Genomic DNA, 19,745 nt, shown 5'->3' with positions numbered 1-19,745 from the left:
GTCAGAGGTCCGGGGTGAGCGACTCGGTGATCTTCCGGGAGGCACGCCGGGCCTCGGTCGCCGGGTCCGCGCCCTGGAGCACCCGGGTCATGTACTCCTTGATGGGGTTGTCCGCCTCGACGTCGGCCCACTGAGGGGTGTGGGGGGTCGCCCTGCCGTGCGCCGCGCCCGCGGCCATGGCGGCGACCCCCTCCTCGTCCGCGACCGCGCCCGCCAGAGTGGTCTTGTTGGGCACGTAGTTCATGGTGCGGGCGAGTTCGGTGTCCCACTTGGCACCGGTGAGGGCGCCGACGACGGCGGTCGCGGCGAACTGGTCCCCGGTGTTCTCCGGCACGACCAGGTCGGAGCCGCCGGTGAACACGGTGCCGGGCCGGGCCGCGGTCCTGCCCGGCACCGGGAAGAAGCCGAGCTTGCCGCGCAGGTCCGGGTTCCGCCGCACGATCGCCTGGGCGAGGCCCGGCACGGCGACGATCTGCGCGACCTTGCCGGCCGCGAACACCCCTGCCTGGGGCGGGTGTTCCTCGTCGGCGTCCACGGGACCCCCGCCGAGCGCCTGGAGCCGCCGGTAGAAGTCCATCCCGCGCAGCGCGGCCGGGGTGTCCAGGGTTCCCCGCCACTCGTGGTCCTTCTCCCGGGCGAGGTCGCCGCCCTCGTCCCAGATGAACCCGGAGAGGGTGTACCAGTCCTGTCCGGCGAGGTAGATGCCCTGGTCGCCACCGGAGTCGAGCTTCTGCGTGTCGGCGAGCCATTCGTCGCGGGTGCGCGGCGGGCGGGCGATCCCGGCCTGCTCGAACAGGTCCTTGCGGTAGATGACGACGCGGTTGGCCGCGTACCAGGGGACGCCGTACTGCTTGTTGCCGTCCTTGCCGGGCTGGGCGAGGCCGGGCAGCCATTTCTCCTTGCCCCAGTCGCGCATCGACTCCAGGGTGAGGTCGGCGAGCCGGCCGCCGTCCGCGTACAGCGGCACCTGGGTGTTGCCGACCTCGATGACGTCCGGGCCGTCGCCGGAGCCGGGCTCGAGGGCCTTGCGGACCTTCTCGACGATGCCGGTCCATTCCTGGATGCGGATGTCGAGGCGCAGGTCGTCGTGGGTCTTCTCGAAGTCCTCGGTGAAGCGCTGGAGGAACTCCTTGGAGGCGCTGTCCTTCATCAGCCACACGGTGACGGTCTTCCGGTCGTGCTCGCCGGGGAGCATTCCGCAGGCGCTGACGAGGGATCCGGTGACGCAGAGGAGGGCGAGCAGGCGACGTCTCACGAGGGGTCCTGTTCTGTCTGGCAGGGGCTGCGGACAGGGCTGGGGGCCCGACGTGGGGGGACGAGCGCGGGCGCTCGTACGGGTGTGCTGGATTTTGGTATGGACCAATGCGAGGGGTCAAGGGCTACGCACGGTAGGCGTGCGATCGCCGTGCGGTCCGGGCGCGGATGGGGCACCGTGGAGTACGCCGCGACACGAGAGGAGCACCCCCATGTCGAATCACACCTACCGGGTCACCGAGATCGTCGGCACCTCGCACGAGGGCGTCGACCAGGCCATCCGCAACGGCATCGCCCGAGCCGACCAGACCCTGCGCAACCTGGACTGGTTCGAGGTGACGCAGGTGCGCGGGCAGATCGAGAACGGCCGGATCGAGCACTACCAGGTGGGCATGAAGGTCGGCTTCCGCCTCGAGGACGAGTGACCCGTCCGGACCTCAGGTGCGGCCCTCCCGCTCCTGCGCGTCCTCCAGCGCGGCCGACTTCGCGGCCCAGCGGGCCCGCACCACGTCGAACCCCGCGCGTTCCGCGTCGTCGCAGACCAACTCGTCGTCGTCGACGAGGAACCGGACCTCGCGGTCCCGGGCGAGCCGGCGCAGGGTCGCCGCCTTGGTGAACCGCGCCGGCCTGCGGTCGGCGTCGCGCCGCATGTGGAGGCGGCCCTCGGGCAGTCCCTGGGCCGCGAGCCACTCCAGGGTGTCCCGGCGGCACCGCTCGGGGCGGCCCGTGAGGTAGACGACCTCGCAGTCCCGGGCGCTCTCCAGGACCAGCGCCACCCCCTCGGCGAGGGGCGGGTCGGCGGGCGCGGCGGCGAAGAAGCCGTCCCAGTCCTTGGGCCGGCTCTCCAGGAAGTGCTGGCGGTGAGCGGTGTCGGCCAAGGTGTTGTCGAGGTCGAACACGGCGATCGGGCGCCCGCTGTCGTCGGTCATCCGGCCACCCTAGCCAGCCGCCCGGCAGCCGGGCGACGGGTCCGCCGGGTCCGCGCGCCGACCGTTCGGAACACGGGAATCCCGGGCGCTTCAGGGCGTTGAATCCTGCGTGAGCAGCACAGTGATCTCCCGGACCCGGTTCTCCGTCCTCGACCGCTCCCGCACCCGCGAGGGGCACCCGCCCGCCGAGGCGCTGCGGGACACCGTCGCACTGGCGCGGGAGGCGGAGGCACTCGGGTACCACCGCTTCTGGGTGGCCGAGCATCACGGTGTGCCCGGCGTCGCCGGTTCGGCGCCCACCGTGCTCGCCGCCGCGGTCGCCGCCGCGACGCGGACGATCCGGGTCGGCACCGGCGGGGTCATGCTGCCCAACCACCGGCCCCTGGTCGTCGCCGAGCAGTTCGGGGTGCTGGAGTCGCTGTTTCCCGGGCGGATCGACATGGGCCTCGGCCGCTCGGTGGGTTTCACGGACGGGGTGCGCAGGGCCCTCGGCCGGGACAAGGAGGACGCCGGGGACTTCGCCGCGCAGCTCGGCGAACTGCTGGAGTGGTTCGCGGGCACGTCACCGACCGGGGTGCACGCCCGCCCGTCGGAGGGCCTGCGGGTGCCGCCGTTCGTGCTGGCGATGGGCGAGGGGGCGCGGATCGCGGCCCGGGCGGGCCTGCCCATGGTCATCGGCGACCTGCGCGGCCGCGAGAAGATGCTGCGCGGCATCGACGAGTACCGCTCGCTGTTCCGCCCCTCCCCCTGGACGGCCGAGCCGTACGTGGTGGTCTCGGGCACGATCGCGGTCGCGGACACCGAGGAGGAGGCCCGGCGGCTGCTGGTCCCGGAGGCCTGGTCGATGGCGTACTCCCGGACGCACGGCACCTTTCCGCCGCTCGCCCCCGCCGAGGAGATCGAGGCCCGCACGATGACGGCGAAGGAACGGGAGTTCTACACGGCCGGTCTCTCCGGTCACCTCGCCGGCACCCGGGAGCAGGTCGCCCACGAGCTGGAGACGGTCCTGAAGGAGACCGGGGCCGCGGAGGTTCTGGTCACCACCAGCAGTCACGACCGTACGGCGCTGCTCGGCTCCTTCCGCCGGCTGGCCGCACTCTTCGCGCCGGCGGGCTGAGGCCCGAGGGCCGAGACACGGGCCCATGCGCCGAGATGCGGACCCGGCCCGCGGCGGTGACCCTGGGAGGGAAGCCGCAACCGATGAGGAGGCTTGCCATGTCCTTCATGGACAAGATCAAGGGCATGCTCAAGGGTCACGAGGGCATGGCCGACAAGGGCATCGACAAAGGCGGCGACTACGTCGACCAGCGCACCGGCAGCAAGTACCAGTCGCAGGTCGACACCGCACAGGACAAGGTGAGGGACGAGTTCGGCACCCGCCAGGACCGGCCCCCGCAGTCCTGAACCGGACGGGGGGCGGGCTAGAATCGCGGGGTTTGTCCCCGCCCCGGCAGGCCCGTACGGAGTGTCCCCCCGATGTACAGCCCCCATGACCCGTACGTCCGCGTCCGTGGTGCGCGCGAGCACAACCTCAAGGGCGTCGACGTGGACGTCCCCCGTGACGTACTGGCCGTGTTCACCGGCGTGTCCGGCTCGGGGAAGTCGTCGCTGGCCTTCGGCACGATCTACGCCGAGGCCCAGCGGCGGTACTTCGAGTCGGTCGCGCCGTACGCGCGCCGGCTGATCCACCAGGTCGGCGCGCCGAAGGTCGGCGAGGTCACCGGCCTGCCACCGGCGGTGTCGCTGCAGCAGCGCCGCTCGGCCCCCACCGCGCGCTCGTCGGTGGGCACGGTCACCAATCTCTCCAACTCCCTGCGCATGCTGTTCTCGCGCGCCGGGGACTACCCGCCGGGCGCGGACCGCCTCGATTCCGACGCGTTCTCGCCCAACACGGCGGCCGGCGCCTGCCCCGAGTGCCACGGCCTCGGCCAGGTGCACGGCACGACCGAGGAGTCGCTGGTCCCGGACCCCGCCCTGTCGATCCGCGAGGGCGCGATCGCCGCGTGGCCGGGCGCCTGGCAGGGCAAGAATTTGCGGGACATCCTCGACACACTCGGGTACGACGTCGACCGGCCGTGGCGCGAACTGCCCGCCGAGCAGCGCGAGTGGATCCTGTTCACGGACGAGCAGCCCGTGGTCACCGTCCATCCGGTCCGCGACGCCGACCGGATCCAACGGCCTTACCAGGGCACGTACATGAGTGCCCGGCGGTATGTGCTCAAGACGTTCTCGGACACCAAGTCACCGACACTGCGGGCGAGGGCGGAGCGCTTTCTGACCAGTGCGCCCTGTCCGGCCTGCGGGGGCACCCGGCTGCGGCCCGAGGCTCTGGCGGTGACCTTCGACGGCCGGACCATCGCCGAGCTGGCCGCGCTGCCGCTGGGCGACCTCGCCAGGCTGCCGGAGGGCGGCACCGAGGCGGCCCGGGTGCTCGTGGCGGACCTCAGGTCCCGGATCGCACCGGTCGTCGAACTGGGCCTCGGCTACCTCAGCCTCGCGCGCTCCACCCCCACCCTGTCGGCGGGCGAGCTGCAACGCCTGCGGCTCGCCACGCAGTTGCGCTCCGGCCTCTTCGGCGTGGTGTACGTCCTGGACGAGCCGTCGGCCGGGCTGCACCCGGCGGACACGGAGGCCCTGCTGACCGTGCTGGACCGGCTGAAGGCCGCGGGCAACTCGGTGTTCGTCGTGGAGCACCACCTGGACGTGGTGCGCGGCGCCGACTGGCTGGTGGACGTGGGGCCCGGCGCGGGCGAGCACGGCGGACGGGTGCTGTACAGCGGACCGCCGGCGGAGCTGGCGTCCGTCGAGGAGTCGGCGACGGCGGCGTTCCTCTTCGACGAGTCCCCCGGGCCGGCGCGCGAGACCCGCACGCCGCGCGGCTGGCTGCGGGTGGGCCCGGTGACCCGGCACAACCTGCGGGCGGTCACGGCCGAGTTCCCGCTCGGCGCGTTCACCGCCGTCACCGGTGTCTCCGGCTCCGGGAAGTCCACGCTGATCGGCGAGCTGACGGAGGACCTGGCGGGGGTGGACCGCCTGGTCCGGGTGGACCAGAAGCCGATCGGACGCACCCCGCGGTCCAATCTGGCCACCTACACGGGCCTGTTCGACGTCGTGCGCAAGGTGTTCGCCGCCACCGAGGAGGCACGGGCCCGCGGGTACGGCGTCGGCCGCTTCTCCTTCAACGTGGCCGGCGGGCGCTGCGAGACCTGTCAGGGCGAGGGGTTCGTCAGCGTGGAGCTGCTGTTCCTGCCGAGCACGTACGCGCCGTGCCCGGACTGCGGCGGCGCCCGCTACAACCCCGAGACGCTGCGGGTGACGTACCGGGGGCGGAACATCGCCGAGGTGCTCGGTCTGACGGTGGAGACGGCGGCGGAGTTCTTCGCGGACATCCCGGCCGCCGCCCGCAGCCTGGGCGCGCTGCTCGACGTGGGCCTCGGCTACCTGCGGCTCGGCCAGCCGGCCACCGAGCTGTCCGGCGGTGAGGCCCAGCGCATCAAGCTGGCGAGCGAGCTGCAGCGCGGCCGCCGGGGCCACACCCTGTACCTGCTGGACGAGCCGACGACCGGACTGCACCCGGCCGACGTGGAGGTGCTGCTGGAGCGGCTGCACGGGCTGGTCGACACGGGGCACACGGTCGTGGTCGTCGAGCACGACATGACGGTCGTCGCGGGCGCCGACTGGGTCGTCGACCTGGGGCCGGGCGGCGGGGACCGGGGCGGCCGTATCGTGGCGGCCGGGCCGCCGGAGCGGGTGGCCCGGGCGGAGGGCGGCGCGACGGCCCCCTACCTGGCCCGGGTCCTGCCCTGACGGGGCCGCTCAGGTGCTGAGCAGCCGGTTGAAGAAGGAGCGATAGCGGCGCAGCGCACCGCGCAGCTCCTCGGTGTCCACCTTCTCCCCCTGACCCCACTGGCCCTCCAGGTCCTTCTTGTGCTGGGCGAAGGTGGAGGCGAGGGTCTGCATGACGTCCGCGACCAGGGTGTCGGCTTCGTGCACGGCCTCGCGGGGGTCGTCCACGAACCTGCCCTGGATCTCCTGCCAGCGGTCGCGGAAGCCGCGTTCCTCGTCGTCCGTCAGCAGCTGCGGCATCTCGTCGTCCGGGGCGCCGGCGGTCCGTGCGGTCCCGGCCCCGGCCAGGGAGTCGGTACCGGTGTCCCCGGCGGCCGAGTCGCCGTCCGGGCGTTCGGCGTCGGCGGGCGCGGTGCTCTCGCCCGGGTAGACGGGGGCCCCGGTGGGGGCGCCTCCCGGTCCGCGCCGAGGCCGCCGGCGGCGGGCCGGGCGAGGTCGTCGGTGGACAGGCCACCGGTCGTGCGGTCGGTGTCCTCGTTGCTGGGCATGGGTTCCCTCCATGCGGGGATGGGGTCTGTGTCAGGCTGCGTCAGGTGCGGGAGTGCTGGGCGCGGCCCCCGCCGTCGGCCAGCAGCTCGTCGAACAGCGCCCGGTAGTGCACCATGGCGCCCCGCAGTTGCTCGGTCGTCGCGCGGCTGCGCGTGGAGAGGCCCTCCACCTCGTGCGCGGCGCGGTAGTGCTCCAGGGTGCGGCCGTGCTCGACCGAGAGGTCCCTCATCTGCTGCTCGAACCCCTCGGTGGGATAGCCGCGTTCGTGCATGAGCGAGGTCACCAGCCGGTCGGCGTCGTGCACCGCGTCCTCCGGACGGTCGACGAACTCCTGCTGGACGCCGGTCCACTCCTGTGTGTAGCGGTCCCGGGCCGCGTCGGGCAGCGGCTTGATCTCCAGCGCGTCGTGGCGCCTCTCGCGCGACCTGAGCTCCCGCTCGGCGGCGAGCCTGCTGTCGGATCCCTCGACGGTCCGCTCGTACTCCGGGCCGAAGCGCTCACGGAGATGACTGCGCCGCCTCAGCATCGAGACCGCGACGGCGACCAGGACGAGCACCACCACGATCGGGATGATGATCGCCAGAAGCGTTCCTGTTGACATGGGCACACCCTCCTCGGGGAGTAGTGATGTGCCCCGTACAAGTGCCCCTTTGGTGAGGATCTATCCATATATGGTCTTTTCTGTGGTCGGGGGTCAGGCGACCAGTGCCGTATGGGTCCAGGTGGGTTCCGCGGGGGTGCCGGGTGCCGCCGCGCGGGCCAGCGAGCGGCGGTCCGGGTGACCGGCGGCCGGGATCAGGGGGCGCACCTCCACCTCGGCCACCAGTCCGCGGGCCGTCGCGACCCGCCACAGCGAGGCGAACAGGGTGTCGTCGCCGACGAACGCCGCCGCGGTTGCCGCCCGGCCCTGCGCGGTGCGGTAGCTCAGGCGGACCGGCTGGACCGGGACCCCGGCGTCGAGGGCGGCCTGGAAGACGGCGCGGCGGAAGTGCCCCTGGGCCCGGCCGCACCAGGTGCTGCCCTCGGGGAACGCCGCGACGGCGGCACCGTCCCGCAGTGCCCCGGCGACCCGGGCGACCGTCGCGGGCAGGGCGCGCAGCCGGTCCCGCTCGATGAACAGGGCCCCGCCCCGCGCGGCCAGCCGGCCCGCCACGGGCCAGCGCCGGATCTCGGCCTTGGCCAGCATCCGGGCCGGCCGGACCGCGGCGAGCAGCGGGATGTCCAGCCAGGAGATGTGGTTGGCGACCAGCAGCACGCCTCCGTCCGGCGGGGCCGCCCCGGTGACGCGGACCTGCACGCCGATGGCGCGTACGACCGTCCGGGACCATCTCCGCACCCAGTCCGCGGGGATCCGCGCGCCGAACGGGGACAGCAGGACACCGGCCAGCAGCAGGGCCACGACGGCGGTCAGCCGCAGCACCGCGCGGGGTACGGCCGCGGCGGCACGGGCCTGCTCCACACAGGCGCCCGGGGTGCAGGGCGCGCTGGGCAGCCAGACGCTCATCAGGCCGGGACGAGGGAGAGGAAGTGCCGCAGATAGCGCGGGTTGACCCGGCGCATCGACAGCAGCACGTACAGGTCGGCGACCCCGAAGTCCGGGTCGTGCGCGGGCTCACCGCACACCCAGGCGCCGAGGCGGAGGTAGCCGCGCAGCAGGGCCGGCAGTTCGGTGCGCCCGGCCGGAGCCTCGGCGTTCGGGGTCCAGGGCAGCAGCGGCCGTACCCGGAACTCCTCGGGCGACAGGTGCTTGTCGCGCACCCGGTCCCAGGTGGCCGTGGCGAGCGCGCCGCCGTCGGCGAGCGGCACCGAGCAGCAGCCGGCCAGCCACTCGTGGCCCCGGTCGACCATGTACCGGGCTATGCCGGCCCAGATCAGGCCGATCACGGCGCCGTCGCGGTGGTCGGGGTGCACGCAGGAGCGGCCGACCTCGACCAGCCCGGAGCGGACCGGGGAGAGCGCGGAGAGGTCGAACTCGCCCTCGGAGTAGAGCCGGCCGGCGACGGCGGCCCGCTCCGGCGGGAGCAGCCGGTAGGTGCCGACGACCTCGCCGGTGCCGCCGTCCCGGATGAGCAGGTGATCGCAGTACGCGTCGAAGGCGTCCATGTCGAGGCCCGGTTCGGGGCCGTCGAGCCGGGCGCCCATCTCCCCGGCGAACACCTGGTGGCGCAGGCGCTGCGCGGCCCGGACGTCGTCCTGGTCCCGGGCGAGCGACACGAGGTATCCGGAGCCGTCGGACGGGCCGGCGAGGGCGGGGGGCGAGGCGGGCATGGCGGTCATGGGGGTCTCCTGCGCCGAGCGGATGCATGACGAGATCTGCACCTGCTTTCTTCCGCGACAGGCTGGCCTCGGCGTGACCGGCGCGGGACCCGTGGATGTGCGGCTGCTGAATGACGGACGACGCACCACGCGGCGACGGGGCGCGGTCCGCTCGCCGGAACCGTGAGGATGCCTGGTGGGACCGGGTCGAGCACCTGACCCGGTCCCACCCGCCCGCCCTGGCGGCGAACGTCTCTCCTTCGGCCGTCCGCCGGGGCTCGCTCACGGGCACCCGGGGACGGCCGTCTGGGCAGGGCTACCGCCTCACCTTGCGGTTGGCCCGCAGCCACTCCTTGTTCATGCTGGTGATCGACATCAGGGGGATGCCCTTGGGGCAGGCCGTCGCGCACTCCCCCGTCAGCGTGCAGCCGCCGAACCCCTCGGCGTCCATCTGCGCGACCATGTCCAGCACCCGGGTCTCCCGCTCCGGCGCGCCCTGGGGCAGCACATTGAGGTGGTTGACCTTGGCGGAGGTGAACAGCATCGCCGCGCCGTTGGGACAGGCGGCCACGCACGCCCCGCACCCGATGCACTCGGCGTGCTCGAACGCGAGGTCGGCGTCGGCCTTCGGCACCGGCGTGGCGTGCGCCTCGGGTGCGGAGCCGGTGGGCGCGGTGACGTACCCGCCGGCCTGGATGATCCGGTCGAAGGCGGACCGGTCCACCACGAGGTCCTTGATCACCGGGAACGCGGACGCCCGCCACGGCTCGATGTCGATGGTGTCGCCGTCCCGGAAGGACCGCATGTGCAGCTGGCAGGTGGTGGTCCGCTCGGGGCCGTGCGCGTCGCCGTTGATGACGAGCGAGCAGGCGCCGCAGATGCCCTCGCGGCAGTCGTGGTCGAAGGCGACGGGTTCCTCACCGGACAGGATGAGCCGTTCGTTGAGGACGTCCAGCATCTCCAGGAAGGACATGTCGGGCGAGACGCCGTCCACCTCGTAGGTGGACATGGCTCCTTCTGCGTCGGCGTTCTTCTGCCGCCAGACGCGCAGGGTGAGCTTCATGCGTAGCTCCGCTGGGTGGGGTGGACGTACTCGAAGACGAGGTCTTCCTTGTGCAGGACGGGCGGCTCGCCGGTGCCGGTGAACTCCCAGGCGGCCGCGTACGAGAACGCGTCGTCCCGGCGTGCCGCCTCGCCGTCCGGGGTCTGGGACTCCTCACGGAAGTGACCGCCGCAGGACTCGGCGCGGTGGAGCGCGTCGAGGCACATCAGCTCGGCCAGTTCCAGGTAGTCGACGATCCGGTTGGCCTTCTCCAGCGACTGGTTGAACTCCTCGCCGGTGCCGGGCACCTTGATGCGCCGCCAGAACTCCTCGCGGATCTGCGGGATGCGCTCCAGGGCCTTGCGCAGTCCGGCGTCGGTGCGCGCCATCCCGCAGAACTCCCACATCAGCTCGCCGAGTTCGCGATGGAAGGAGTCCGGGGTGCGGTCGCCGTCCACGGCGAGCAGCAGGTGCAGCCGGTCCTCGGTCTCGGCGAGCACCTCCTGCACCGCGGGGTGGGCGGCGGTGACGGCCTCCTGGTGCGGGTTGCGGGCCAGGTAGTCGTTGATGGTGGCCGGGAGGACGAAGTAGCCGTCGGCGAGGCCCTGCATCAGCGCGGACGCGCCGAGCCGGTTGGCGCCGTGGTCGGAGAAGTTGGCCTCGCCGATCGCGAACAGGCCGGGGACGGTGGTCTGGAGGTCGTAGTCGACCCAGAGTCCGCCCATCGTGTAGTGCACGGCCGGGTAGATGCGCATCGGCACCTCGTACGGATCCTCGTCGGTGATCCGCTGGTACATGTCGAAGAGGTTGCCGTACTTGGCCTCGACGGCCTTGCGGCCCATGCGCCGGATCGCGTCGGCGAAGTCGAGGTAGACGCCCTGTCCGCCGGGGCCGACCCCCCTGCCCTCGTCGCAGACGTTCTTCGCGGCGCGGGAGGCGATGTCACGCGGGACCAGGTTGCCGAAGGACGGGTAGATGCGCTCCAGGTAGTAGTCGCGCTCGTCCTCGGGGATGCGGTGCGGCGGCCGGTCGTCGCCCTTGGCCTTCGGTACCCAGATACGGCCGTCGTTGCGCAGCGACTCGCTCATCAGCGTCAGCTTGGACTGGTGGTCGCCGGTGCGCGGGATGCAGGTCGGGTGGATCTGGGTGAAGCAGGGGTTGGCGAAGTGGGCGCCGCGCCGGTGCGCCCGCCAGACGGCGGTCGCGTTGGAGTTCATGGCGTTGGTCGACAGGTAGAAGACGTTGCCGTAGCCGCCGCTGGCGAGGACGACGGCGTCGGCGAAGTACGTGTCGATCCTCCCGGTGATCAGGTCGCGCGCCACGATCCCGCGGGCCCGGCCGTCGACGACGATCAGGTCCAGCATCTCGGTGCGCGGGTGCATCTCCACGTTGCCCGCGGCGATCTGCCGGGACAGCGCCTGGTAGGCGCCCAGCAGCAGTTGCTGGCCCGTCTGGCCGCGGGCGTAGAAGGTGCGGGAGACCTGGACGCCGCCGAAGGAGCGGGTGTCGAGCAGGCCGCCGTACTCGCGGGCGAACGGCACGCCCTGCGCCACGCACTGGTCGATGATCTCGACGGAGATCTGCGCGAGCCGGTGCACGTTCGACTCGCGTGCCCGGAAGTCGCCGCCCTTGACGGTGTCGTAGAAGAGGCGGTGGACCGAGTCGCCGTCGTTGCGGTAGTTCTTCGCCGCGTTGATGCCGCCCTGCGCGGCGATGGAGTGGGCCCGCCGCGGGGAGTCCTGGTAGCAGAACTGGACGACGTGGTAACCCTGTTCGGCGAGCGTGGCGCCCGCCGAGCCGCCGGCGAGTCCGGTGCCCACGACGATGACCGTGTGCTTGCGCCGGTTGGCGGGGTTGACCAGCTTCGCCTCGAAGCGGCGCTTGTCCCAGCGCTCGTGGACCGGCCCGGAGGGGGCCTTGTCGTCGACGGCCGGTGTGCCGGTCGTGTAGTGGACGTAGTCGGTCATGTCAGCTCACCACTCCGGTCATCACGCCCACGGGTACGGCGATGAAGCCGGCCGTGAGCAGCAGCGCGAGGATGTCGGCGACGGCCTTGAGGGCGCGGTCGCGGGCGCGGCTGCCGACGCCCAGGGTCTGGGCGGCGCTCCAGAAGCCGTGCCGGACGTGCAGGCCGAGCGCGAGCATCGCGACGATGTAGACGGCGTTGCCGTACCAGGTGGAGAAGGTGTCCACGACGTTCTGGTACGGGTGGCCCTCCTGGAAGCCGCCCGGGTGGGCGGTGCCCGTGGTCAGGTCCAGCAGGTGCCAGACGATGAACAGGCCCAGGATGATCCCGCCCCAGCGCATGGTGCGGGTGGCGTAGCTCGCCCTCGGCTTCCTGTGCACGTACTTGGCCGGCCGCGCCTTGATGTCGCGGCGGCTGAGCTGGTAGGCGGACGTGGCGTGGGCGACCACGGCGGCGACCAGGACGACCCGGATGAGCCAGAGCGTCCACTCGTAGTGCATGAACGGTTCGCCGACGGTGCGCAGCCAGTGCGCGTAGTGGTTGAACTCGCCCGCGCCGAAGTAGATCTTCAGATTGCCGATCATGTGGGCGACCAGGTACAGCAGCATGATCACGCCACTGACGGCCATCACCGTCTTCTTGCCGACGGTGGAGTCCCACACCGTGCGCGCCATGGACGGCCGTCGGTCCGTCCGCGTTGCCAGAGCCATGGCAGTGACGCTAGGCCTCCGGAACTCGATCGGTCCAAGACATGGTCCGGCTCGTTTCCATAGGCGGAGGCTATCCTGGCTGGATGCAGTTCCAGCAGCTCCAGTATTTCGTGGCCGTCGCCGAGACCCGGCACTTCACGCGGGCCGCCGAGCTGGTCCATGTCGCGCAGCCGTCGCTCTCGCAGCAGATCAAGGCGCTGGAGCGGGAGCTGGGCGCGGATCTGTTCCAGCGCGCCCGGGGCAACATCACGCTCACCGACGCGGGCGAGGCGCTGCTGCCGCTGGCCCGGCGGATCCTGGCCGACGCGGACACCGCCCGGTACGAGGTGCAGGAGCTGGCGCAGCTGCGGCGCGGCCGGGTCCGGCTGGGGGCGACGCCGAGCCTGTGCACGGGTCTGCTGCCGGATGTGCTGCGCGCCTTCCACGACCGGTATCCCGGGATCCAGCTGCTGATCGAGGAGAGCGGCTCGCACGACCTGGTGCGGGAGCTCGCCCGGGGCGCCCTCGACCTGGCCCTGGTGGTACTGCCGCTGCCGACGCCGTCGCCCGCGCTGACCACGGTGGAGCTGCTGCGTGAGGACCTGGTGGTGGTGTCCTCGCCCGAGGCGCCTGCCCCCGGCCGGGGCGGGCGGTCCGTGCGCATCGCCGATCTGGAGGGTGAGCGGCTGGTGATGTTCCGGCACGGGTACGACCTGCGGGAGCTGACGGTGGCCGCGTGCCGCGCCGAGGGCTTCGAGCCGGACTTCGCGGTGGAGGGCGGCGAGATGGACGCGGTGCTGGGGTTCGTGCGCGCCGGCCTCGGCCTGGCCGTCGTACCCCGCATGGTCGCGACCGGGTCGGGACGCGGACTGCGCGTGACCCCGCTGGCCCGCCCCGGCCTCCACCGCACGATCGCCCTGGCCCACCGCAGCGACGTGGCTCCGCCCCGGGCGGCCCGGGAACTCCAGCGGATGCTGGTGGAACGGTGAGGCGGGACGCGCGCCGGTAAGCCGGCCGTCGCCCCCTCGGCTGCCGGTGTGGGCGCCTGCAGGGAGCCGGGCACCCGCACTCCAGCCGTGGTAATCCTGACGGGTCCCTTGATGTCCCGCGCGATGATCACGGCCTCTGGCCTGCCCCCGGACACCTCTCCCTGGAGATCGCCACTGCCAGACCGGTCAACAGCCACGACAGGAACTCAGTCCTCAGCCAGGTGAGATTCGTCAGGCCGGTCGGGCCGGGCCGACGGCGCACCGAAGCTCACACCGCCCGACATATCGCGCATGATGCCCCGGTTGCCCTGGCTGCGGCCCGAAATGTGGGCGGCGACGTTCCCTGCACCGGCGAAGAACACTGCACGCTGCGCTTCCTGATGCCATGTATCCAGCGCCGCAGCGAAGTCGGCATCCATCGCGGCCCGGGCAGTGAGCACGGCCGACAGAGCCCGCGCCTGGCGCTCATCGGCGGGATATCGCTCCAGCTCCGCTTCCCCCTCACCGGATGACGGCCCGGACACCAGGGCAGTCTGCCGCCGTGGACGGCGGACCAGCGCGGCCAAGCGATCCCACGCCTGCTCACCCGCAGTTCCAGCCGCACCACTCGCCAACGCCAACAGCAAAGCCAACGAGACCGGCTCCATGCCCCACTCCCAGGGTCCAGACAGCCCATCTTCACCGCACCGTGGCCACCAGCCCGATGAAAGGACCCTGTCCGCCGGGACTGCACGAGGACCTGGTGATCTACACCAATGACGTGGACGCCGTCCTGGAGTGGTCTCCGCATGCTTCCTCCGTCCTAGCTGAGCAAGCCAGAGGCAGGCGAGCCTGCTCGACATCAGCCTCGACGACGAGGCCCGTTTCCCGCGGCAGGTGGAAGAGGCCTACGAGTTCGCCGTCGGCCCGCCAGGCGAGCTGGGCTGACGAAGTCCACCCACAGCATCTGAGCATCGACTTCACGCACGTGGACGACGGGCGGCGGTGTGATCGTGGCGAACGGGCGGGGGACCGCGCCAGGCGAAGACGACGAGGCGGCTACTGAGCGCGTCCCTCAACTGCGATCGCACGGCCGCTTTCGCCGCGGAGGCGGCGCTACAGGAGATCAACATGACGACCGAGGAGGCCCGCTAGGGCCTGCGGGCGTTCGTGGAGTGGACCGGTTCCGGTCAGATCTGTGGGCCGCCGCGTGCCCCTGTGGCCTGAGTACGCGTACCTAGGACGGCTGGGATAGATCACGGATGGGACCTGCACGACGGGCGCCTACCATCATCCGGGGCACAATGACCGGCCAAAAAAGGGGGGGCCACGCGTGGCGTGGGAGGAGTGGGAGCAGCTCAAGACTGCGGCTGCCGAGCGGCATGGAACACGGATGCAGCTCAATCAGGTTCCGGCCGAACATCGGTGGTTCGAGCAGCGGAGTTGGCGGGGGAAGCGTCACCGGGCAGCTTCTGCACACACACGGCCCCTGGACGCGGGCCGCGACCGTGGCCGAGGGTCTGCACACCAGCACATTCAAGTCCAAGGCGGACCTGAGCCTCGCCCATGACGACATGGCCAGCGCCCTCGGAGGCCTGGCAAGTCTGGCCACTCACGGCCGTTGTCGCCTCTTGGGAGGAGCGGCTGGGCTCGGTCCGCGAGCCGTTGCCGCTCTATCTCTCGAATGAGGGGCCGACGCCTGCTCACTCCGGATATTTCGACCCCGACAGGAATCCCTCCGCGGCGAACAATATTGCCAAGATCGTCGCCGGCAGGTCAGACATCGTCACGACGGAAGACCCTCGATGAAAAAGCTCACCGCTCACCTGGCTGGAATCGCACTGGTCATCGCGGCCGCGACCGGCTGCAGCGGAAGCGATGGGGATGTGAAGGGGGACTCGAAGGTGGACATGCAGGAGGCGGCGGAGAAGGCCGACGCGCTGGTTTACCAGACCTTCCGCGCGGTCCGGCCCCCGCTCGACTGGACACATGATGCCTCGGACCACGGCAGCTGCGACGGCTCGGACGCATACGGGGACGTCACCCGCCGCGCAGTCGTCATGACCAAGGTGTCCGACGAGAGGCGCGGGGCTCTCCTCGGCGTCATCGAGCGGTACTGGAAGAAGTCGGGGCTGAAGATCACAAAGGTCATCTCCGACAAGGAGTTCCCCGAGATGTACGCCGAGACCGGTGACGGCCTGCTACGCACCGGGCTCGTTGTCGGCGGGGAAGGGCAATTCTTCCTCGACGTGCAGACCGCCTGCGTCCGCACGTCCGAGGTCAAGACGCCGGCGACTCAGGCGCGCGGACAGAGCTACTTCGGCAAGGACGTGCCGCGTCCCAACGTGACCGACCCCTTCTGGTCCTCCCGCGAACCGATCAGCCACTGAGCTCGCCACCCGACGCACCGTCTGTCTCAGCGGCAGTGTGGTGAGACAAAAAAGGACGTTCGGATGACAAGAGCTCAGACGCCCGTGTGCAGGTAGGCCGCCCAGCGGGTCGGGGTGGCCGGGTAGGCGTCGCGCATGGTGCGCTGGGCGTGGTTGAGGGCCTGGGCCGCGGCCGTGGTGTCCGGGAAGGCGGTGCCGTCCGCCGTCAGGGCCGCATAGAGCTCACGGGCCATCCCGGGGGTGTCCGGGGCGTGCCACAGGGTGCCGATGACTCCGCGGAATCCGGCCAGTTGGAAGGCCGCTGCCAGGTGCATCGGCTCGTCCGGCAGTACGGGGTGCGCCTCGGCCGTGCTGCACGCGGAGAGGATGGCCAGCGCGCCGTGTTCCAGGGGGGTGTCCTGGATGGCGGTGGCGGTCAGGGTCTCGCCGCCGCCCAGGTGCAGGCCGCCCCCGCGCAGCAGGCCGAGGTCGGTGTCGTTGTCCCCGTGGCAGGCGAAGTGGACCAGGTCGTGCTCGCGCAGCGCCGTCGTCACCGCGGCGAGATCGGCCTCCTCGCCGAGGAGCAGCGTCGAGCCGGGCAGCGCGTCGAGGACGGTACGGGCCTCCCGCTCGGCCATCGGCAGCGGCGGGCCGTGCCGGCTGTTCGGCACGGCGACCACGAGCGAACGCGGCGGCCCGCCGCCGGACGGGGTGCCGGGCGCGTCCCGCAACGAGTGGGCAAGGGCCCCCAGCGTGGTGGCGTAGGAGGGGATCACCCGGTCGATGACGGTGGGTGGGGCCTGTGCCGCTCGCGCCCGGGCCTCGGCCTCGGAGGCGGAGCGCGGGTGGCGGCCGGCCGCGTGCAGCGGCAGCCGTACCACCGGACCCACCGGGCACCACCACAACCGCGGCTTCGGGCTGCCCGGCCCGGCCGTGCCGAGCCGGGCCAGGACGGGCGAGGCGACCTCGTCCCACGACCAGTCCAGGACGTCGTGCAGCTCGGACTGCGCGGCCTGGCGTCGGTCCGGTGCCGCGCCCGCGTCCACCGCGTCCCGCAGGGCCGTCCTCAGCCTCGCGACGTGCTCGCGCACCGCCGCGTCCGTCAGCCCCGGCAGCGCGATGTGCCGCACGGGATCCGCCGGGTCTGCCGGAACGAGCAGGGCGTCGCCCCCGGAACGGTGGGCCAGGACGAACACCACCGGACAGCCCGCGGTCGCGGCGCGCAGGTCGGCCAGTGGCCGTCGGCCCGCCAGCTCGGCGAAGCGCGGGTCCGTGGCCAGGGCCCCGACGATGCGGTCCCGTTCGGCGGAGAGCCTGCGGGTCTCCGCCGCGTAACCGGGCCGCGGGTCCCAGCTGCGCGTCATGTCCGTGGTGGTGCGGCCGAAACGGTGCTGCGTGACCGCTTGGAAGTCGATCCTCGCGGCGTTCGCGAAGAAGTCCGCGGTGACCAGGCGTCTGTCGATCCGTTCCAGACGCTCGGCGGTCCTCGGGTCGGTCCTGCGCAGTTCCGCCCGGTGCCGCCACGACAGGATCTCCTGCTCGTAAAGGATCGCGCGGCCCCGCTCCAGCAGTTCCACCGCGTGCCCGGGGCGGCCGGCCTCCACGGCCGCGAGCGCGGCCTGCAGGGCCAGTTCGGGTGCCTTCCGGGCGACGCCCTTGCGAAGGGGGCCGGCGAAGGAACGCCGGGCCAGTCCCGGGACCTTCTCGAGCGCGGCTTCCAGCGCCCGCAGGGCGTGCTCGGGATCGCCCGCGGCCCGGGCGAGGACCGCGCGCTTCTCCTGTGCCTCGAACCACACACCTCTGGTGAACCGCTCGTCCTGTGCGACCTCGTCCCAGGCGGCGAGAGCCTCGGCGCGCAGCTCCGCGTCCGGGTGCGCGTCCGCCGTCAGGTCGTACAGCGCCGTCGCGGAGCGCGCGAACAGCAGCAGGCGCACGGTGTGGAACCAGTCGTCGGCCGGGGTACGGGCCGCCGCCTCCCGGGCCATGCCGACCGCGTCCACCAGGGTCGCCCGGTCACCGTTCGTCCGGTACCGCATGTGCAGCACCTGGCTGAGGGAACTGGTGAACCGGGGCACATCGTGGTGGTCGGCGGGAAGCCGGGCCAGGCCGTCCCGGTAGAGCCGCTCGGCCTCGGCCAGCCGGGCCGTGCCGTCGGCACCGCCGCCCTGGTGCATGTGGTGATTGGCCAGGTTGAGCAGCAGCTCGTGCTTGCGCGGATGGTCTTCGGGCAGCGCGTCGGCGGCCTCGCGGGCGAGGGCGAGCGCTTCGTCCGCCCGGTCCGTGTCGTTCTCGTACCGGGACAGTTCGTACAGCGCGCCGGCCAGGTTGGAGACGCGGAACGGGCGGAACGGATCCGTTCGCGGGGTCAGCGCCAGGGCCTGCCTGCGGACGTCCACCCACTCCTGCAGGAGCGTGCCGTCCGACAGGACATGGGCCACCCGCTCCACCAGCAGGGCCAGGCGCTCCAGCAGGTGGGGGGTGTCCGTCTCCTCGGGAAGGAGGGCGGACCTGGCTCGTCTGCCGTGCTCCAACGCCTCCTCGGTGAGCCGCCCGTCGGGCTCGGGGGACGCTTCCGCCGCGAGATAGAGGGTGGCTTCGGCCAGCACGGTGAGCGCCCGTCCGGCCAGCCGGTGCCCGGGCGGCAGGGCGTCGGCCGCCTGCTCGGCCCACACCCGCGCCCGGCCGGGCGTGGCGCCGTCCCCGCCCTCCAGCCAGACGTGCATCTCGGTCTGGGCGGCCAGCAGCAGAGCGCCGGGACGGTCCTCGTCGTGGCCCGGCACCGCCTCGACGAGGGCCAGCGCGGCCTTCCGCCGCTCGGTCCAGGGCGCGTCCGCGTCCTCGGCGGTCGCCCACCAGGCGCGGTGACGCTCCTCGGTCCCGGGTGCGTACGCCACCGCGGGCTCGCCCAGCACGGCGGCGACCGCCTCCGCCCCGAGCCGGGGTACGGCCTCCGCCTCCAACTGCGCCAGCCACTCCCGGTGTTCGGGGCCGCGGCGGTCCTCGGGGTGCGTGGCCCGCACCAGGTCGCTGGCCGCCGTCAGCGCGTCGGTGAGCGTCCGCGGCGCGCCGGTGGCCTCGTACCACCGGATCAGCGTGGTCACCAGGTCACGGGCGTGGTGCAGCGCGACCGGGGTGCACCGCCCGGCCGCCTCGACGGCCCGGCGCAGATCCTGGACGGCGCGCTCCAGCCCGGTAGGGTCGGCCTCGGGGTCGTACAGGGCGGTCGCGCAACGGGCCTTGATCAGCAGCCGGTTGGCGAGGTGCGGATCGTGCCGTGCCTCCTGCCGGGCCGTGGTCTCGACGGCGAGGCGGGCGGCCCGCTCGGCTTCCGCCGGCCAGGAGCGGTGGGCACCGAGGTCGCCGAGCAGCAGGAGCAGATGGGCGTGGTCGGTGAGGAGAGCGGCCCGCTCGCGCACGGACAGGCCGTTCTCCTTGAGCCACCGCCGCTGCAGGTCCAATGCCGTGTCCAGGGCGGAGAAGTCCCGCTGGTCCTCGAACCGGCCCATGAGGAAGAGGAGTTGATCGACGCGGGCCGGGCCTAGGGCGATGGGCTCCCGCTCGCCGTCCGAGGTCTCCCGGTCCCCGCGCCGTGGCCGGCGCCGGCCACGGCGCGCCGCGTCCGCCCTCCGCAGGTTCTCGCGCAGCGCGGCGGGCAGCGGCGGCAGGCCCTCCGGTACGCGGTCCAGCGCGCCCGCGAGCTGGACGGCGGCACGGAATTCCAGCAGGCCGCTCACGCCCGGGAGATGGAGGTAGCGGAACCAGCGGAGCAGGGCGAGCCGCGCGGTGCCCGCCGCGTCCGCGCCGGGCGGCGGCGGCAGCGTGGCGGGAGCCAGCGGCGGCAGGTCCCGGCCGTCACCGGTGTGCAGATACCGCTCCAGATCCTCCATCGCCCCACCCCCGTACACCCGCTGAACGATCCGCTGCCCTACTTGGTTCC

17 protein-coding genes are annotated in these 19,745 nt (G+C 72.5%); 6 read left to right on the top strand and 11 right to left on the bottom strand.

Features of this window, described 5'->3' with window-relative positions; genetic code table 11:
• Position 1: 1 nt before the first annotated feature.
• Positions 2-1,255 (bottom strand): extracellular solute-binding protein, encoded by a 1,254-nt coding sequence (locus N8I86_RS32455; RefSeq protein WP_073891139.1) that lies wholly within the window; start codon positions 1,253-1,255, stop codon positions 2-4.
• Between the two features lie 211 nt (positions 1,256-1,466).
• On the opposite strand from N8I86_RS32455, the gene N8I86_RS32450 reads away from it, so the two are divergent.
• On the top strand, positions 1,467-1,679 hold the full coding sequence (locus N8I86_RS32450) for a dodecin (RefSeq protein ID WP_073891141.1): 213 nt from the start codon (positions 1,467-1,469) through the stop codon (positions 1,677-1,679).
• Positions 1,680-1,691: 12 nt separating this feature from the next.
• On the opposite strand, the gene N8I86_RS32445 is transcribed toward N8I86_RS32450, so the two are convergent.
• Positions 1,692-2,183 (bottom strand): phosphatase domain-containing protein, encoded by a 492-nt coding sequence (locus N8I86_RS32445; protein WP_263279374.1) that lies wholly within the window; start codon positions 2,181-2,183, stop codon positions 1,692-1,694.
• A 109-nt stretch (positions 2,184-2,292) separates the two neighbouring features.
• On the opposite strand from N8I86_RS32445, the gene N8I86_RS32440 reads away from it, so the two are divergent.
• The 3 genes from N8I86_RS32440 to N8I86_RS32430 all read left to right on the top strand — a co-directional run bounded on the left by N8I86_RS32440 (position 2,293) and on the right by N8I86_RS32430 (position 5,990).
• Positions 2,293-3,300 carry an LLM class flavin-dependent oxidoreductase gene (locus N8I86_RS32440; protein WP_263279373.1) on the top strand — a complete coding sequence of 336 codons (1,008 nt, stop codon included), beginning with the start codon at positions 2,293-2,295 and terminating at the stop codon, positions 3,298-3,300.
• Between the two features lie 98 nt (positions 3,301-3,398).
• On the top strand, positions 3,399-3,587 hold the full coding sequence (locus N8I86_RS32435) for an antitoxin (protein ID WP_073891145.1): 189 nt from the start codon (positions 3,399-3,401) through the stop codon (positions 3,585-3,587).
• Positions 3,588-3,659: 72 nt separating this feature from the next.
• Positions 3,660-5,990, top strand: coding sequence for an excinuclease ABC subunit UvrA (locus N8I86_RS32430; protein WP_263279372.1), 2,331 nt, complete (start codon positions 3,660-3,662; stop codon positions 5,988-5,990).
• 9 nt (positions 5,991-5,999) lie between these two features.
• On the opposite strand, the gene N8I86_RS32425 is transcribed toward N8I86_RS32430, so the two are convergent.
• From N8I86_RS32425 to N8I86_RS32395, 7 genes are all read right to left on the bottom strand, one after another.
• A complete protein-coding gene (locus N8I86_RS32425; protein WP_263279371.1) occupies positions 6,000-6,530 on the bottom strand; it encodes a hypothetical protein in 531 nt (176 codons plus the stop codon).
• A 28-nt stretch (positions 6,531-6,558) separates the two neighbouring features.
• On the bottom strand, positions 6,559-7,119 hold the full coding sequence (locus tag N8I86_RS32420; RefSeq protein ID WP_263279370.1) for a hypothetical protein: 561 nt from the start codon (positions 7,117-7,119) through the stop codon (positions 6,559-6,561).
• A 93-nt stretch (positions 7,120-7,212) separates the two neighbouring features.
• A complete protein-coding gene (locus tag N8I86_RS32415) occupies positions 7,213-8,022 on the bottom strand; it encodes a lysophospholipid acyltransferase family protein (protein ID WP_263279369.1) in 810 nt (269 codons plus the stop codon).
• On the bottom strand, positions 8,022-8,786 hold the full coding sequence (locus N8I86_RS32410) for a GNAT family N-acetyltransferase (protein WP_241840912.1): 765 nt from the start codon (positions 8,784-8,786) through the stop codon (positions 8,022-8,024). The genes N8I86_RS32415 and N8I86_RS32410 overlap by 1 nt, the downstream gene beginning before the upstream one ends.
• Before the next feature lie 304 nt (positions 8,787-9,090).
• Positions 9,091-9,837, bottom strand: coding sequence for a succinate dehydrogenase/fumarate reductase iron-sulfur subunit (locus N8I86_RS32405; protein ID WP_073891153.1), 747 nt, complete (start codon positions 9,835-9,837; stop codon positions 9,091-9,093).
• Entirely contained in the window at positions 9,834-11,783 is a 1,950-nt protein-coding gene (locus N8I86_RS32400) for a fumarate reductase/succinate dehydrogenase flavoprotein subunit (protein WP_073891155.1), read from the bottom strand. The genes N8I86_RS32405 and N8I86_RS32400 overlap by 4 nt, the downstream gene beginning before the upstream one ends.
• Before the next feature lies 1 nt (position 11,784).
• Positions 11,785-12,456 carry a succinate dehydrogenase gene (locus N8I86_RS32395; protein WP_073891156.1) on the bottom strand — a complete coding sequence of 224 codons (672 nt, stop codon included), beginning with the start codon at positions 12,454-12,456 and terminating at the stop codon, positions 11,785-11,787.
• A 119-nt stretch (positions 12,457-12,575) separates the two neighbouring features.
• On the opposite strand from N8I86_RS32395, the gene N8I86_RS32390 reads away from it, so the two are divergent.
• Positions 12,576-13,460: a LysR family transcriptional regulator gene (locus N8I86_RS32390; protein WP_073891158.1), complete on the top strand. Its 885-nt coding sequence runs from the start codon at positions 12,576-12,578 to the stop codon at positions 13,458-13,460.
• 206 nt (positions 13,461-13,666) lie between these two features.
• Here N8I86_RS32390 and N8I86_RS32385 read toward each other — a convergent pair whose 3' ends face one another.
• On the bottom strand, positions 13,667-14,107 hold the full coding sequence (locus N8I86_RS32385) for a hypothetical protein (RefSeq protein ID WP_263279368.1): 441 nt from the start codon (positions 14,105-14,107) through the stop codon (positions 13,667-13,669).
• A 1,137-nt stretch (positions 14,108-15,244) separates the two neighbouring features.
• Between N8I86_RS32385 and N8I86_RS32375 the strand changes: the two genes are divergently transcribed.
• Entirely contained in the window at positions 15,245-15,829 is a 585-nt protein-coding gene (locus N8I86_RS32375) for a hypothetical protein (protein ID WP_263279367.1), read from the top strand.
• Between the two features lie 74 nt (positions 15,830-15,903).
• On the opposite strand, the gene N8I86_RS32370 is transcribed toward N8I86_RS32375, so the two are convergent.
• Positions 15,904-19,695, bottom strand: a complete 3,792-nt coding sequence (locus N8I86_RS32370; protein ID WP_263279366.1) for a CHAT domain-containing protein — start codon at positions 19,693-19,695, stop codon at positions 15,904-15,906.
• Positions 19,696-19,745: the final 50 nt, after the last annotated feature.

Source organism: Streptomyces albidicamelliae (assembly GCF_025642175.1).
GTDB lineage: Bacteria > Actinomycetota > Actinomycetes > Streptomycetales > Streptomycetaceae > Streptomyces > Streptomyces albidocamelliae.
The sequence above is the reverse complement of the archived record's forward strand: the minus strand, read 5'-3'. Positions and strand labels throughout refer to the sequence as shown.

Coding starts and splice junctions, on each gene's coding strand:
- N8I86_RS32450 (WP_073891141.1), top strand. CDS start 1,467: ATGTCGAATCACACCTACCGGGTCACCGAGATCGTCGGCACCTCGCAC.
- N8I86_RS32445 (WP_263279374.1), bottom strand. CDS start 2,183: ATGACCGACGACAGCGGGCGCCCGATCGCCGTGTTCGACCTCGACAAC.
- N8I86_RS32435 (WP_073891145.1), top strand. CDS start 3,399: ATGTCCTTCATGGACAAGATCAAGGGCATGCTCAAGGGTCACGAGGGC.
- N8I86_RS32430 (WP_263279372.1), top strand. CDS start 3,660: ATGTACAGCCCCCATGACCCGTACGTCCGCGTCCGTGGTGCGCGCGAG.
- N8I86_RS32425 (WP_263279371.1), bottom strand. CDS start 6,530: ATGGAGGGAACCCATGCCCAGCAACGAGGACACCGACCGCACGACCGG.
- N8I86_RS32420 (WP_263279370.1), bottom strand. CDS start 7,119: ATGTCAACAGGAACGCTTCTGGCGATCATCATCCCGATCGTGGTGGTG.
- N8I86_RS32415 (WP_263279369.1), bottom strand. CDS start 8,022: ATGAGCGTCTGGCTGCCCAGCGCGCCCTGCACCCCGGGCGCCTGTGTG.
- N8I86_RS32410 (WP_241840912.1), bottom strand. CDS start 8,786: ATGCCCGCCTCGCCCCCCGCCCTCGCCGGCCCGTCCGACGGCTCCGGA.
- N8I86_RS32405 (WP_073891153.1), bottom strand. CDS start 9,837: ATGAAGCTCACCCTGCGCGTCTGGCGGCAGAAGAACGCCGACGCAGAA.
- N8I86_RS32400 (WP_073891155.1), bottom strand. CDS start 11,783: ATGACCGACTACGTCCACTACACGACCGGCACACCGGCCGTCGACGAC.
- N8I86_RS32395 (WP_073891156.1), bottom strand. CDS start 12,456: ATGGCGCGCACGGTGTGGGACTCCACCGTCGGCAAGAAGACGGTGATG.
- N8I86_RS32390 (WP_073891158.1), top strand. CDS start 12,576: ATGCAGTTCCAGCAGCTCCAGTATTTCGTGGCCGTCGCCGAGACCCGG.
- N8I86_RS32385 (WP_263279368.1), bottom strand. CDS start 14,107: ATGGAGCCGGTCTCGTTGGCTTTGCTGTTGGCGTTGGCGAGTGGTGCG.
- N8I86_RS32375 (WP_263279367.1), top strand. CDS start 15,245: ATGAAAAAGCTCACCGCTCACCTGGCTGGAATCGCACTGGTCATCGCG.
- N8I86_RS32370 (WP_263279366.1), bottom strand. CDS start 19,695: ATGGAGGATCTGGAGCGGTATCTGCACACCGGTGACGGCCGGGACCTG.